Annotated in this window: 9 protein-coding genes and 1 pseudogene; 6 read left to right on the top strand and 4 right to left on the bottom strand. The window is 63.8% G+C overall.

All coding sequences use genetic code 11. The features are described from left to right. Window positions 1-89: 89 nt before the first annotated feature. From LQ952_RS13310 to LQ952_RS13300, 3 genes and pseudogenes are all read left to right on the top strand, one after another. Window positions 90-2,942: pseudogene (locus LQ952_RS13310) on the top strand (efflux RND transporter permease subunit); the annotation flags it as partial. A gap of 11 nt (window positions 2,943-2,953) precedes the next feature. Beyond that, window positions 2,954-3,253 carry a DUF3240 family protein gene (locus LQ952_RS13305; RefSeq protein ID WP_238623116.1) on the top strand — a complete coding sequence of 100 codons (300 nt, stop codon included), beginning with the start codon at window positions 2,954-2,956 and terminating at the stop codon, window positions 3,251-3,253. A 48-nt stretch (window positions 3,254-3,301) separates the two neighbouring features. Then, window positions 3,302-3,694 (top strand): hypothetical protein, encoded by a 393-nt coding sequence (locus LQ952_RS13300; protein ID WP_238623115.1) that lies wholly within the window; start codon window positions 3,302-3,304, stop codon window positions 3,692-3,694. Window positions 3,695-3,846: 152 nt separating this feature from the next. Here the strand turns inward: LQ952_RS13300 and corA are convergent, their stop codons facing one another. Next, the gene (gene corA, locus LQ952_RS13295; protein ID WP_238623114.1) at window positions 3,847-4,917 is read right to left on the bottom strand and encodes a magnesium/cobalt transporter CorA; all 1,071 of its coding nucleotides are present in this window, start codon (window positions 4,915-4,917) and stop codon (window positions 3,847-3,849) included. Between the two features lie 267 nt (window positions 4,918-5,184). On the opposite strand from corA, the gene LQ952_RS13290 reads away from it, so the two are divergent. Genes LQ952_RS13290 through LQ952_RS13280 form a run of 3 tightly spaced genes read left to right on the top strand, consistent with a single transcriptional unit; the run spans window position 5,185 to window position 7,236 of the window. After that, the gene (locus LQ952_RS13290) at window positions 5,185-5,604 is read left to right on the top strand and encodes a hypothetical protein (RefSeq protein ID WP_238623113.1); all 420 of its coding nucleotides are present in this window, start codon (window positions 5,185-5,187) and stop codon (window positions 5,602-5,604) included. Continuing rightward, window positions 5,601-6,530 carry an aldo/keto reductase gene (locus tag LQ952_RS13285; RefSeq protein ID WP_238623112.1) on the top strand — a complete coding sequence of 310 codons (930 nt, stop codon included), beginning with the start codon at window positions 5,601-5,603 and terminating at the stop codon, window positions 6,528-6,530. Before LQ952_RS13290 ends, LQ952_RS13285 begins: the two co-directional genes overlap by 4 nt. Window positions 6,531-6,537: 7 nt before the next feature. Continuing rightward, window positions 6,538-7,236, top strand: a complete 699-nt coding sequence (locus LQ952_RS13280) for a DUF6064 family protein (RefSeq protein ID WP_238623111.1) — start codon at window positions 6,538-6,540, stop codon at window positions 7,234-7,236. Between the two features lie 78 nt (window positions 7,237-7,314). On the opposite strand, the gene LQ952_RS13275 is transcribed toward LQ952_RS13280, so the two are convergent. The 3 genes from LQ952_RS13275 to LQ952_RS13265 all read right to left on the bottom strand — a co-directional run bounded on the left by LQ952_RS13275 (window position 7,315) and on the right by LQ952_RS13265 (window position 13,685). Further along, the gene (locus LQ952_RS13275; RefSeq protein ID WP_238623110.1) at window positions 7,315-11,946 is read right to left on the bottom strand and encodes an acyl-CoA dehydratase activase-related protein; all 4,632 of its coding nucleotides are present in this window, start codon (window positions 11,944-11,946) and stop codon (window positions 7,315-7,317) included. 144 nt (window positions 11,947-12,090) lie between these two features. After that, on the bottom strand, window positions 12,091-12,732 hold the full coding sequence (locus tag LQ952_RS13270) for a Vat family streptogramin A O-acetyltransferase (RefSeq protein ID WP_238623109.1): 642 nt from the start codon (window positions 12,730-12,732) through the stop codon (window positions 12,091-12,093). A 239-nt stretch (window positions 12,733-12,971) separates the two neighbouring features. Continuing rightward, the gene (locus LQ952_RS13265; RefSeq protein WP_274522022.1) at window positions 12,972-13,685 is read right to left on the bottom strand and encodes a sensor domain-containing diguanylate cyclase; all 714 of its coding nucleotides are present in this window, start codon (window positions 13,683-13,685) and stop codon (window positions 12,972-12,974) included. Between the last annotated feature and the right edge of the window lie 81 nt (window positions 13,686-13,766).

Below are 13,766 nucleotides of genomic sequence, written 5' to 3'. Positions count from 1 at the left end.
ACAGGAAGGCCGCCTGACCGTCGTACACCAGATTTGACAATAACTCGCCGCCGGGCTCCCAGCGTGATTTCGTGGGGATACGCCAGCGTCAGACCATGATGCGTTCCATTGCCAAGTATGGGCTGACAGACATCACCGTGGATTTTGCAGAGGGCACCGATATCTACTGGGCACGCCAGCAAGTGGCTGAACGGCTGAACTCGGCCTGGGATAACCTGCCCGAGGGCATCGAAGGTGGCATTGCGCCCATGACCACTCCGCTGGGGGAGATGTTCATGTTCACCGTCGAAGGGCAGGACCTGTCGCTAGCGCAACGACGAGAACTGCTGGACTGGACCATTCGACCCGCACTCCGATCCGTCCCCGGCGTGGCCGAGGTCAATTCCCTGGGCGGATTTGTCACCACTTTTGAGGTCGCGCCGGATCAGGCTCGCATGGCAGCCCATGGGATCGGTCTGAATACGCTACAGGCCGCCATCAGCGCCAATAATCGCAATGACGGTGCGGGGCGCCTGGATGCCGGAGAGGAAACCCTGCTGGTCCGCAGCGAGGGTGCCATCAAGACCCTGGAAGACCTGGCTGCCATCGTCGTCGTCCCGGACCCCCATCAGCCTCTGCGGGTGAGTGACGTGGCGAACGTGCGTCTGGCGGCACTCAGCCGCTATGGTGCCGTCACCCATAACGGTGAGGGAGAGACTGTACAGGGGCTGGTCCTGGGTCTGCGTGGGGCCGACGCCCAGACCGTGGTGGAAGGTGTCAAAGCCAAGCTGGCAGAACTTGAACCCACCCTACCTGAAGGCGTGCGAATCGAGCCCTTCTATGACCGGAGCATGCTGGTGAACCGTGCCGTGCATACGGTCTCCAAGGCCCTCATCGAAGCCACGGTGCTGGTCCTGATTCTGCTGGTCCTGTTTCTTGGCAACCTCCGTGCGGCGCTCACCGTGGCACTCATCCTGCCACTGGCCGCCATGGGCACTTTCATACTGATGCGGCAGTTTGGGCTTTCCGCCAATCTCATGTCACTGGGGGGGCTGGCCATTGCCATCGGCATTCTGGTGGATGCCGCGGTGGTCGTGGTGGAAAACATCGTCACACGGCTGTCCCATGGTTCCAGTGGGCGCCTCCCCAGGCTGAATCTGATTTACCGAGCCACCCGGGAAGTCGCCGTACCCATGGTCTCGGGCATCCTGATCATCATCATTGTTTTCCTGCCCCTGCTCACCCTGCAAGGCCTGGAGGGCAAGCTCTTCAAGCCCGTTGCCCTGACCATCATCTTTGCCCTGGCGTCTTCGTTACTGCTCTCACTGACGGTCATCCCTGTGTTGGCCTCGTTCCTGCTGGGTACGGGCGCCCATCATGAACCCTGGTTGTCCCGTCAGCTCAGCCGCCTCTACATGCCCACGCTGGGGCTTGCCATGCGCCATGAAAAGGTGGTGGTGGCCATTGCCGGGTTGCTGCTGGTGGCCGCGGCCGGCGTTTTTGGCCTGGTGGGTAAGACCTTCATGCCCACCATGAATGAAGGCGATCTGATCGTGCAGCTGGAAAAGCTGCCCTCCATCACCCTGGACGAATCCCTGGCCCTGGACCAACGAATCCAGTCGGCCTTACTGGAACAGATCCCGGAGATACGGGGCGTGGTCGCCCGGACCGGCTCCGATGAGCTGGGACTGGACCCCATGGGGCTCAATCAGACCGACAGTTTCCTGGTCCTGGCCCCCCGCTCCGAATGGCGATTTGAAGACCGCGAGGCCCTGATTGATGGCATCCGTGAGGTGCTGGACCAGTTTCCCGGTGTGGGTTACGCCTTTACCCAACCCATTGAGATGCGTGTCTCGGAAATGCTCACAGGCGTCCGGGGCGATCTGGCCGTCAAGGTTCTGGGTCCCGATCCACAACAGCTCAACCGCATCGCTGGGGCCATCGTCGACACGCTGCAGACCTTACCAGGAGCCCGGGACGTCTATACCACCCGCAACGAGGGGGCTCAGTATATGAATATCACCATTGACCGGATGGAGGCTGGCCGGCTAGGCATCGACGCCGACACGCTGTCCACACTGCTCAGGACACAGCTGGAAGGATGGCCCATCGGCCATGTGTTTGATGAAGGCCGCCGCATTCCGCTGGTGATCGGTGGAACCGAGGCACTGCGCCAGTCACCCGCCCGTTTAGAAGCCATGCAGGTGACCTTGCCCAGCGGCCAGTCCGTGCCACTGACCCAACTGGCTCGCTTTGAAATCACGGAAGGGCACGTAGCGCTGACCCGGGAAAGAGGTCAGGCCTATGCCGTGGCCATTGCCAACGTCGAAGGACGCGATCTGGTGGGCTTTGTTGAAGAAGCCCAGCAAACCGTGGCGCAGGAGGTGGATCTGCCCAGCGGCTACCGCCTGGAGTGGGGAGGTGAGTTCGAGAATCAGCAACGGGCATCCGCCCGACTGGCCCTGGTGGTACCCATGGCCCTGGGGTTGATCTTCCTGGTGCTGTTTTCCACCTTCCGCTCGGTGCGCCAGGCCCTGCTGGTGTTGTCCAACGTCCCCTTTGCCATGATCGGCGGTATATTTGCCCTGGCCATCACTGGGGAATACCTGTCGGTACCGGCTTCGGTGGGTTTCATCGCCCTGCTGGGGATCGCCGTACTCAATGGCGTGGTTATGGTGACCTATTTCAACCAACTGCGAGCCCAGGGACAGCCCATGGACGTCGTGGTGGTTGAAGGTGCACGTCGACGCCTGCGGCCCGTCCTGATGACGGCCAGCATCGCGGCACTGGGTCTGGTGCCCCTGCTGTTTGCCACCGGCCCGGGCTCCGAGATCCAGCGCCCTCTGGCCATCGTGGTGATCGGCGGCCTGGCATCGGCCACCCTGTTGACCCTGATCCTGCTGCCCATCCTGTATCGGCGCTTTGGTTCTTCACCTGCCAAGACCGAACCTTTGCCTTCCTGAGGATATCCAAGATGACTTATCAGTTGCTCTATCTGGTCATGCCCCCCCAGACCGCCGATCTGGTCACGGAATGGCTGCTGGATCGCCCCGATGTCCCTGGCTTTACCAGTGTGCCCGCGGCCGGACATGGCTCATCGGAACACTCCATGACGGTGGCGGAACAGGTGGCGGGTTACACGGCGAAGACCCTGTTACTCATCCACCTGCCCCCTGAAGCCAGCCAATCGGTACTGGACGATCTTGGCAAGGACTTTTCCGGCAGCGGTATCCACCACTGGCGGGTTCCTGCCCTGGACCAAGGACGGCTCTAGATCCCGTTTTTCATCCAACCTATTCATCCCCTAATAAAGTAGATCAATATGCAAGACAGACACTGGTTTTTACCCGTCCTGCTGGCCATAGGCCTCGCGGCGCTGGCGCCGGCATGCAGCCTGCTGCCCGAACGGATCACGCAAAGCCCACTCGAAGTCGAGACCATCGACTCAACCGGTTACAGATTCGGCCCCGTCCGGGTCATGGAATACGAAGAAGGTCTGCAGGTCAGAGGAACCATCGCCCATGATATCCACCGCCGGGGCGCCATTCCCGGAACCATTCATATCGAGGTATTAGCCCAGGACGGCCATCTGCTGGCCGAAACAGACGCCTACCCCATGCGCAAGAACCGCCAGGCACAATCCGCACAGTTCGGCACCTGGCTTCCGGTGGCCCCGGAGGCCGGCAAGCGGGTCAGACTCAGCCATCAGCCCTGATCTGTGGGTGATGCTTGCGGTGGCGCTGGCCTGTCTACCCATCATGCTCACCGGTGGGACGATCGCTGAGCGCCGGGCCAACCGCCAGCGAACCACCCGGCAACCGGACCCTCGCGGAGTTGCCCCGGCGACCCGCCCGACGGTCGGACAGATCAGAACCAGTCCCGGCGTCGGAACAGATACAGCATCGTCCCCGCGATGGCCAGCATCACGATCCAGATCACCGGATACCCGTAATAACTGTGGAGTTCGGGCATGGACCACGGGCTCTCGGGATGTGCGAAGTTCATCCCGTAGACACCCACCAGAAACGTCAGCGGAATGAAGATCGTCGCGATGATCGTCAGGACCTTCATGACTTCGTTCAGCCGGTGATTGACCGATGACATGAAGACATCGACCATGCTCGCGCTCATCTCGCGATACGACTCCAGGATGTCCATAATTTGGATCGTATGGTCGTGCACATCACGCAGGTAAGGAATCACTTCCTCGCTGAACCGATCCTCGCCATCGCGCATCAACTTCCCGAGCATGTCGCGCACCGGCCAGAACTGCCGACGCAGCACGAGCAGATCGCGCCGCAATAGGTGAATCTGCTCGTAGGTCGACCGTTCCGGTGTTTCCATCACGCGATCCTCAAGGTCCGTGATCTGTGACCCAAGTTCCTCCAGAATCGGAAAGGCCTGGTCCACGACCATGTCGATCACGGCGTAGGCCAGGTATGGGGCGCCCAATCCGGAGAAGTTTCGGTTCGTGTTTCGGATCCGGCGACGGATAGGAGCAAAGGGATCGCCCGGCCCCGCATGCACGGTAATCACGAAACGCTGGCCCAGGAACACGCTGACCTGGTCCAGCGCCAGGTTGCTCTCGTCCCAGCGCGGCTGGTTCAGGATCACGAACACACCCTCGTCGAAAATGTCGGCCTTCGGCCGCTGCCCGTGATTTCCGACGTCTTCCACCGCAAGGGGATGCAGCGAGAACATCTCGCCAAGCCGGGCCAGTTGCTCGGGAGAGGGTTGCCCTTGCAGATGACACCAGAGAGTGCCCTCTCCTTCAGTGTCCAGGCATTGCGCGAGATCACAGTCCTCGTGTTCAACGACCTTCCGCCCGCTGTAACGGACGAGATGGATCTGGGCGGCCCCTTTTCCCGCCCCCTGTTCGGGCAACGTTCCCGGAGCCGTGCCCGGCGGATGATAAGATTTCCTGAACAGGTGGCCCATCACGAATATCCTCCACTCCAACGTCCGGGAGAGGCCCGAACAAGTCCGTGCCCGTGGCAGCCAAGCATGAGGGTGTATCTCCAGCAGACTGTCTTCACATACGATAGCACTCGGATTCGAATCCGGCTCCCCTGAGGTAGGGATGAGCGATGCGATCGAAATGGAAGGGCTGATAAGGGACTTTGGCGGCACCCGTGCCCTGGATGGCGTGGACCTGAACGCGCCGGCCGGTCAGCCACCGTGGTTGCCCACAATCCGAGACCCGACATGACTCGATTCCGATTACAAGCCCCCTATTCCGGCTGGATCACCTTCCTCGCCCACCTGCTTTTCGTGTTGGCCGCCTGGTCGGCATTCATCAAGTACGTCTTTCCGATCACCTTCGCCCTGTTCACGGACGAGCCCTGGGCCACTTACGTCTTCTGGGACTTGTGGCCGGTCGCGCATGTCTGGCTGGGCTGGGCGCTGTTGATGCAGCCCTGGTACACGCGCTGGCTGGCCGTTAGCATGTCGGTCATCGAGATCATCATCATCCTGACCCTGTTCGCCCTCTTTCTGGCCGAACCGGACTGGAGTAGCTGGAAGACCAACTGGTTCGTCAACAAGGTTTTCGTGCTCTCCGCCTTCACACTGATTCTTGCTACGGTGGCAGTCAAACCTGAGCTTTTCCGAACGAGGTCGTCATGAGTCATCTCCACTCGCGCCGAACTGCCCTGAAACTCCTCGTTGGCGGCATCGCCGCGGCCTGGTTTACACCGCATCCGTCTTTTGCCGACTCCGGCGGCCTGCTCCGCAAGGCCATCCCCGGTGGCGGGCATCTGCCGGTCATCGGCCTGGGTACCTGGCGGACGTTCAATGTCGGCAGGGATCCGCAACTGCTCGACGCACGGGCCGAGGTCGTTCGTGCCTTCTTCGAACACGGTGGCGGCCTGGTGGATTCTTCACCGATGTACGGCTCCGCACCCGACGTCATGGGCCATGCACTCGACAAACTGGGCAAGCCGGACTCGCTCTACGCGGCGGAGAAGGTCTGGAGCCCGGCCGGCGGCAGCACACGCGAGCAGATCAGCGATCTGTCCGACCGTTGGGGGGTCGACCGTTTCGATCTGGTCCAGGTCCACAACCTCACCGACTGGCGCGAGCACCTGGACGTACTCAAGCAGATGAAGGCCGATGGCGAAATCGCTCATGTCGGCATCACCACCTCGCACGGTCGCCGCCACGACCAAATCGAGCGCATCATGCGAGAACACGACATCGATTTCGTGCAACTGACCTACAACATCACCCATCGCCGGGTCGAAGATCGCCTGCTGCCGCTGGCGCAGGAAAAAGGCATTGCCGTGATCGCTAATCGCCCGTACGACGGTGGCAGCCTGATCAAGAACATCCAGCGTCGACACGAAGTCCCTGAATGGGCCGCTGAAGAATTCGATTGCCGCAACTGGGCCGACTTCCTGCTCAAGTTCATTGTCAGCCATCCGGCGCTGACCTGCGCCATCCCGGCAACGACCCGCGTTGAGCACGTCATCGAGAACATGCGCGCCGGCCACGACCCCATGCCAACGCCGGCAACGCGGGAACGCATGATCCGCCACGTGGCGTCGCTGTAATCGCCCAATGAGTGACTGGCAGACCTACCGCCTCGAAGACTTCATCCCGTTCACCGCGGATATCTACTGGCGTTTGCTGGAGCGCATCAACGAGACCTTCTGGCCACTGCACATTGTTGCTGTATCTATCGGCCTGGCCGCCCTGCTGCTCGCGCTTCGCGGCAATAAGCGCATGGCCCTGGTCCTGCTCGCCCCCGCCTGGCTGACGAGCGGAATCCTCTTCCACCTGACCTATTACGCCGAACTGAACTGGGCCGCCCCGTGGTTTGGCTGGGGCTTTGTCGCCCAGGCCGTTTTGTTGCTCACCTTCGCTTTTTTCGCCGGATCAATCAGGACGCAAGGACCATCCAAAGGGCTCTCGGCCTGGATCGGAACGACCATCACGGTGGTTTCCCTGTTTGGCTATCCTCTGATCGCGGCAACCATCGGCCCAGGCCTGAGCCATGCCGAGACCTACGGGCTGCACCCCGACCCCACTGCCATCGCCACTCTGGGCGTGCTGTTGATCATCCTGCGCGGCCCCGCTCTCTGGCTCGCCCTGACCATTCCCACCCTCTGGTGCGTGATCGGGTCGCTGACCTTGATGGCGATTGACGCAACCGGGGCACTGATCCCGCTGGCGGCGGCGACCATCATTGCCGGGACTGCGATAGCGTGCTCGATCCAGTCAGCCGCGCAAAATCATCCCAGCCGAAGCATCAATTGAACATTCTGTTGCGGAATCATACGGGTGCGCCATGGCATCGTCCGGGTAACACTCACATCATCGATACCTTCCTGCTGCTCAGCCCCAGCGACGATAGAGCCCCTCGGGGCCCACGGCCTGGAGCAAGGCCTGAGAGACCAGGTCTTCGTCCAGGGTGCCCTGGGCGGAGAACAGGGGCTGGATGCGGCCCCGGCCGCCGGCTTCTTCCGTAAGGCGCCCGCTCATGGCATCCCCCATGCCGGATACCATGCAGCCCTCGGGGGCGATGTTGAAGACGATGTCGTAACCGGCTTCCAGTTTGCCCAGGGCCTCGCCCACGTAGGGGGAGAGTTCCCCGCCCGGTCGGCCGGTGGGGATCAATCGCCGGGAGCGGGTCAACGCCTGGGCCATGCTCTCAGGCAGCGGCAAGCCCGCCGCCCGGTAGAGGGGCCGGGCCAGCCACTGGCGAAAGCCCCATTCCACGGCCAGGGCGCCAAGATAGCGACCCGTGCGGGCGTTGCGCAGGCGACGCAGCGATGACCGGGTGTCCGGATCCGTAGCGCGGGACAGCCGGGCGTGACTTTCCCGAACCGTCTCCAGGCTGCGCCAGCGCCGGCTGGCGTTCTTGTAGTCCAGATAGGACCACACCGGGGTGTAGGTCAGGCGAAAACGGCCCGGTCCGAGCAGCCTGAGCAGGCAGTCGAACAGGGCTTCCACCTGGGCCACACGCATGTAGGTCTCCCCTTCCACATGGATCTTCAACGGCGACGCCGCGACCGGTGGGCGATCCAGCCAGCGCCCGGCGAAATCCCGCAAGGGCCGCTGCAGCGCGCGCCGGTGGCGGGTCCAGGCCGGCCACCAGGACAACGCACGTTCCGGTGCCGTGAACTCGCGCTGTCGCTGGAAGATGGCTTCCGTCAGGGCACGATGGTCATGGCGCAGACGCGCCAGGGCATCGGTGTCGGTGCAGCGGGCCGCTGCCTCGAACAATAACTGGTGACACACGCCCTGCAGCACCGCGCCCTGCATGCAACGCAGCAACACCGCCTTGCCCAGGCCCACGTCAAAGCCCCGGTCTTCCATGGCCACCAGGAACCTTAGTAGATCCTCCGCCTCGCCCTCGTCGGCCTCGTCGCGGATGTCACCCGGGTTACGATGAAACAGGAGTTTGTGGGTCTCCACGTACTGCCCCTGACGGCAGGGGCCCAACCCTTTGTTATTGAACACCAGCAGGCGGCGTTTGCCGTACAGCGGGGATTGCGGGTCCTGCCGCAAGCGGCGAAAGCGTTCCACCAGGGACAGGGTGTCGCCGTAGACCGCGGCCAGGGGGGCGCATACCGACTCGCCGGCCGCGGCGCGGCCGCGGCGGATGGCCGCCTCCAGGTCGTAGGTGTCGTCGTAGTTGTCCAGGCAGGTCAGCGGGGTGCTCTGCAGCACCGAGGTCACGAAGCGGTTGTCCGCCAGAGTGGGCAGGGCCAGCAAGTCCCGCTCCGGATCGATGCCGTCGGAGAGATCGGTGAGCCGCTGCAGGGTCTGGATCTCAAAGCCCTCTTCCGGGGCCTGCCACACCCCCTGGGAGAGATACTGCCGCACCTGCTGGGCATGGGTGTTGACCCGGTTCTCCAGGTGGGCCAGTTCCTGGATGGCCGCATCCGACTGGATCAGCAGGAAGGGTCGTTGCCGGGCAAACTCCGCCATCAGCGGCAGGGTGACGCTGTCGGGGCCGCACAGGAAGGTGGAGACGAAGACCAGGGCCAACGGTTGACGGTCCGGGGCCTCCAGCTGCTGGAACAGTCGCCGCAAGCGCTCATGTCGCAGACGGGTATGCAGCCGGCGCCGGCTGACCGCCCTCACCAGAGTGGTCATGACCTGGGGATTGCGCCAGTAAAGATGGGCCAGGTCGTCATCCGCCGTCACGTCCAGCACATGGGCGGGCACCGGCACCAGGGCGCGGTCACGCAGCAGGCGGCCGGCGTGGCTGTCGTAGAGCCCCGGGGTGAGGATGTATTCCCGGCCCAGCACCAGCGCGATCTCCTGACCATCCGCCATGGCCTCTTCCAACTGGGCGGCCAGGGTGTCCTGCAGGGCCTGACGCCAGGCCCGCTGGGCCGCCAGCGCCTGGTCGATGGCCGACTCCAGGCGGGTCCGGTCGATCTTGCGGTGGTAATGGGCGAACACCGATCGCAACTGCGGCCACAGCTGGGCGGCCAGGGCGGCCGCATCGGGATGGCGCAGGTTGAGGTGAAACAGCTGGATCCTCGCCTTTGGGTGGGTCTCCTGTGCCATGGCCCGCGCAGTGGCCAGTCCTCCCTGATTGGCGGTGCAACTGCGTCCCAGTCCGGCCCCGGTCAGCGGCAGGAACTCGATCTGCGGTGCCAGGATATAGCCATGGGGTTCGCCCGCCAGTCGGGTCAACTGGCCCACGGCCCCCAGATGCGGGGCGCAGGTATCCACGCGAAATCGCGACTGCCCGGCCAGGACATCGTCGGTTTGCGGATTGTCCACATGCACGGGGAGATCCAGTTGGGTGAACAGCTCGGCGAAAAACCCCGCCCATTCGGAAACGGCAAAGGCCCTGGGAATGACCAGTCGATCCGGTGCCTCGCTGCGCGGCAGGTGCTGGTCGCTTTGCCGCCAGAGCGCCTGGTAGGGATCCGCCACCCGGGGCGACGCCCGCACGCCCTTGCGGCCGGTGGCCTCGTTGATGGCACTGCAACCACCCAGGGTGAGGCGCAGCGTGCCCTGCAAGGGATCGATGGTCTTCAGGGCCGTGCGGTTGCAACGGGCCAGGGGATCACCGCAGACGGCCCCCTTGCAGGTAATGATGCGCTTGTCGTACTCCCGCTGGATGAAGGTGTCCAGGTCCACGTGGACAGAGCCCAGGGTCTCTCCCGGTCGCGGCAGCAGGCCCAGGCAGGCCCGGTGACCCGGCAAGGGGGGCACCAGGCCATGGATTGGCGCCCCCACCAGGCGCTGCAGGCGGCTGACCACCGCCGCGGGGAGCGGCCGACCCAGCATCGGCTGACCGTGCAACAGCACCACGGTCCGGGGCGGCAGGCTGATCTGGTTCCATAGCGTACGGGCCATGTTCTCCACCACCGCCCAGCAGGCGGAGGCGAGAATCACATCGTTGCCCACGCCACGGGCCTGCAGGGTGCGGGCATGCTCCATGAGAAACACCGAGCAGGTGGCATCCAGGTCATGGGCGCCGGGCGCCGCCTGGGCCTGTTCGTAGGCCTCGCGGGCCGAGGGCAGACCAAACAGACTGGCCAGGGTGTCCATGAGGCTGCCGGTGCCGGCGGAGCACTTGATGTTCATGGCGTTGTCGAACAGGTCACCGCGCTCCAGCAACAGGGTGGAGATCTTCGTGTCCTCACCGCCGATATCCACCAGGATGCACCAGCGGGTGTCCACATCATGCCCGGCCTCGGCCAGCGCGCCCACGTGCTCGCGGGCCACCGCCAGGGAGCCCCGGGCGTGGGCGTAGTTCTCCACCATCACCGCCACCCGTCCCTCAAGTGCCGGATAGAGCCGGGTGAGGGCCTCGCGCACCTGGTAGCGGGCGCTGCCGGTGATGCCGATGCGGCCCACGTTCAGGTGACGGTGGCCGGCATCCTGCAGGGCAGTGAACAGGGCCTTGAGCGTGGCGATGGTCTCGCCGGCGTTGCTCTGGGAGGCGGCGTGCAGCAGACGGCCGTCCTCGGCGTCGGCGATGACCATCTTGGCCATGGTGGAACCCACGTCCAGGCCGATGTTCACCGGATGGCCAGGGCGCCAGTCATCGGGGTCCAACGCAGGCGCGGGCAGGCGGTGCAACTGGTCCCGTTCCTCCAGTTGCGACTCCAGGGCGGTGAAAGCCGGGTGATCGAACGCCGGCGCCGCGGGTGGGGGTGGCGCGGTGGTCGGATCCGGCGCCGTTGCATCCAGCGCCCGCAACCCCTCCAGCGTCAGGTTGGCGTCGGCCATGTGGGTGACGTGGGGCACACCGACGGCGGTCAGGGCATCCACGGCGCAATCCCGGGCGAAGGCCCATCGGAACAGGCCACCGCACAACAGTACCCGATCCACAGGCAGGGGCACCCGTCGGCAGGCCTTGTTGATCTCGGACTTCAGGGTGACCGCCAGGGCATGGGCCACCGGGATACCCTGGTTCTTGTCGGAGATGGTGGCCGAGGCCCCGAAGACGCCACAGCGATCGGCCCGCACCGGCAGGGCCGATCGCCGCTCCCGGCCGGTCTCGCCCAGGTATTCGGCGAGCAGGGTATCCACAGCCTCTGGGGAGACATCCAGTTTTTGCAGCACGCGGGTGAGGTTGGTGCCGGAACCGGCGCCACAGCGGGGGTGGGTGACCAAACCGGTGTCACCGGTGCCACCGTGGCGGTCCAGGGCCAGGGCCAGATAGCCGGAAGCGGAGATCTCCAGAAGGCCCAGCCGCTGTCCGGGATAGTCACGCAACTGGCGCTCACGCAGGGCAGCCCACAGGGCTGCTGCGGGCAGGATGAGGGTACCCCGACCCAGCAGCCGGCGTACCGGTTCGGCGAGTTTGCCGGTAATGCGCACCGCGCTGTCCCGGCTTGCGGCCCTCAGGCCGCTGTCGCGCACCTGCCCGGGCAATTTCCCGGTAGCCGCCAGATCCCATTCACGTACCGGTGACCCGTGGACGTACAGTACCGCCCTCACCTGGCTGACCCCGGCATCAATGTAGAGCTTGGGCGAATCGTTCCGCAACATGTGTTTATTGTCGTCCTGCCGGCGCCAGGTCTCAACAAATCATCTGATTGAGTGAAGCTGTTAATTACTCTGCCGATCACCGAACATCAAGGCGTGACGAGAACCGGTAGCGCTTGGGCTGCCCAACCGGCCTGGCGGTGACACTCAACGGCTCGCGGCAACCGCCTCCAGGGCGTCGACATCGGCGCCCGTGATTCTGTCCAGGTGGGCTGTGATCTTCTGGATCGGCCAGTCCCACCAGGCGACGGCCTCAAGGCGAGCGATGACGTCAGGCGCAAAGCGCGGGCGAATCGGCTGCGCCGGGTTGCCGCCGACGATGGTGTACGGCGGCACGTCGCGCACCACCACGGAACGTGCCGAAACGATCGCGCCGTTGCCGATATGTACCCCGGGCATGATCAGCGTCTCGTAGCCGATCCAGACATCGTTTCCGACAATCGTGTCGCCCTTGTACGCAAGGTCGGCCGCTGCCGGTTCCGCCCCTTCCCACCCGTTGCCGAAGATGTAGAACGGATAGGTCGAAATGCCGGACAGCGCGTGATTCGCGCCGTTCATGATGAACCGCACGCCGCGCGCGATCGCGCAGAATTTTCCGATGATCAGGCGGTCACCGACAAACGGGAAGTGATAGAGCACGTTGCGTTCGAAATCCTCGGCGTCCTCCGGGTCGTCGTAATACGTGTACTCGCCGATGATGATGTTCGGATTGCGCACCGTATTGCGGATGAAGCAAACCTGCGGGAACCCCTCCATCGGGTGCTTTGTCTCTGGGCTCGGGCCGTGCATGACTGCTCCTATGTTTCGCGGTTCAAAAGAGCCTCGGCGACCAGGGTCGCGACAGACCGGGACGGCTGTGATCGGAGCCGGGTGCAGAGAGCCTGCGCCCTCTCCTTTTCGGCCCTCCGAACAGGGCCTCCAGTCGGTGACCAGGCAGGCACCGCGATACCTTTCGGCGACTGCTCACCTGCCTCCAGGAACTGCATAGCACACCTTGGTGCCGGCATTTCTGACCCTACCGCCCTGCTCTAATCCCCCGCGGACAGCACCTCCACCCGATTACGCCCCCTATCCTTGGCCCGGTAAAGGGCCAAATCGGCGCGCTGCAGGGCAGCATACGGTGAGGCGTCCGCCTGAGTCAGCAAGGTCAGCCCGATGCTGACCGTCACCGGGATCTGCTGGTGATCGACCTGCACGGGAGCCTCGGCGACCCGAGCTCTCAGCCTTTCCGCCAGATGCAGGGCCGCATCGATATCGGTGTCGGGCAGTAGTACCGAAAACTCCTCGCCACCCACACGCCCGGGTACATCCATCCTGCGCAGGCAATCACGCATCAGCCGGGCAAAATGCCTGATGACGGCATCACCGGCAGAATGGCCGTAGGTATCATTCACCGCCTTGAAGTAATCCAGATCCAGCAGCAGCACCACCGCCTGATGCCCCCCATCCCGCTTCAGGCGGGCCAGCTCCTCGGTCACGCGCTCCAGAAAATGGCGGCGATTGGCCAAGCCCGTGAGGTAATCGGTCGTGGCCATTTCTCGGAGCTCCTGCTCCATACGTTTGCGCTCGCTGATATCGGTGATAGTACCCACCATACGCAGCGGCTTGCCATGCGGATCGCGGCGCACCACCAGCCCCCGGGACAATATCCACTTCCATCCACCCTGGTCCGTGCGAACCCGATGCTCACAAGCGAAATGCGACAAACGTCCATCCAGGTGCGAGCATAAGTGTTCGTTCAGATGCTCTAGTTGACATCCTCCCCTCCCTCTCGCTGATGCTCGCCGCCGAGGGCGGAAACGAAGGGGATTCCTACCGTGTTC

Source organism: Ectothiorhodospira lacustris, from assembly GCF_022227785.1.
Taxonomy (GTDB): domain Bacteria; phylum Pseudomonadota; class Gammaproteobacteria; order Ectothiorhodospirales; family Ectothiorhodospiraceae; genus Ectothiorhodospira; species Ectothiorhodospira lacustris.
This window is presented reverse-complemented; position numbering and strand designations above follow the sequence as displayed.

Excerpts from the sequence above, each read along its gene's own strand:
- LQ952_RS13300 (WP_238623115.1), top strand. The coding sequence starts at position 3,302 with ATGCAAGACAGACACTGGTTTTTACCCGTCCTGCTGGCCATAGGCCTC.
- LQ952_RS13305 (WP_238623116.1), top strand. The coding sequence starts at position 2,954 with ATGACTTATCAGTTGCTCTATCTGGTCATGCCCCCCCAGACCGCCGAT.
- LQ952_RS13285 (WP_238623112.1), top strand. The coding sequence starts at position 5,601 with ATGAGTCATCTCCACTCGCGCCGAACTGCCCTGAAACTCCTCGTTGGC.
- LQ952_RS13280 (WP_238623111.1), top strand. The coding sequence starts at position 6,538 with ATGAGTGACTGGCAGACCTACCGCCTCGAAGACTTCATCCCGTTCACC.
- corA (WP_238623114.1), bottom strand. The coding sequence starts at position 4,917 with ATGGGCCACCTGTTCAGGAAATCTTATCATCCGCCGGGCACGGCTCCG.
- LQ952_RS13270 (WP_238623109.1), bottom strand. The coding sequence starts at position 12,732 with ATGCACGGCCCGAGCCCAGAGACAAAGCACCCGATGGAGGGGTTCCCG.
- LQ952_RS13275 (WP_238623110.1), bottom strand. The coding sequence starts at position 11,946 with ATGTTGCGGAACGATTCGCCCAAGCTCTACATTGATGCCGGGGTCAGC.
- LQ952_RS13290 (WP_238623113.1), top strand. The coding sequence starts at position 5,185 with ATGACTCGATTCCGATTACAAGCCCCCTATTCCGGCTGGATCACCTTC.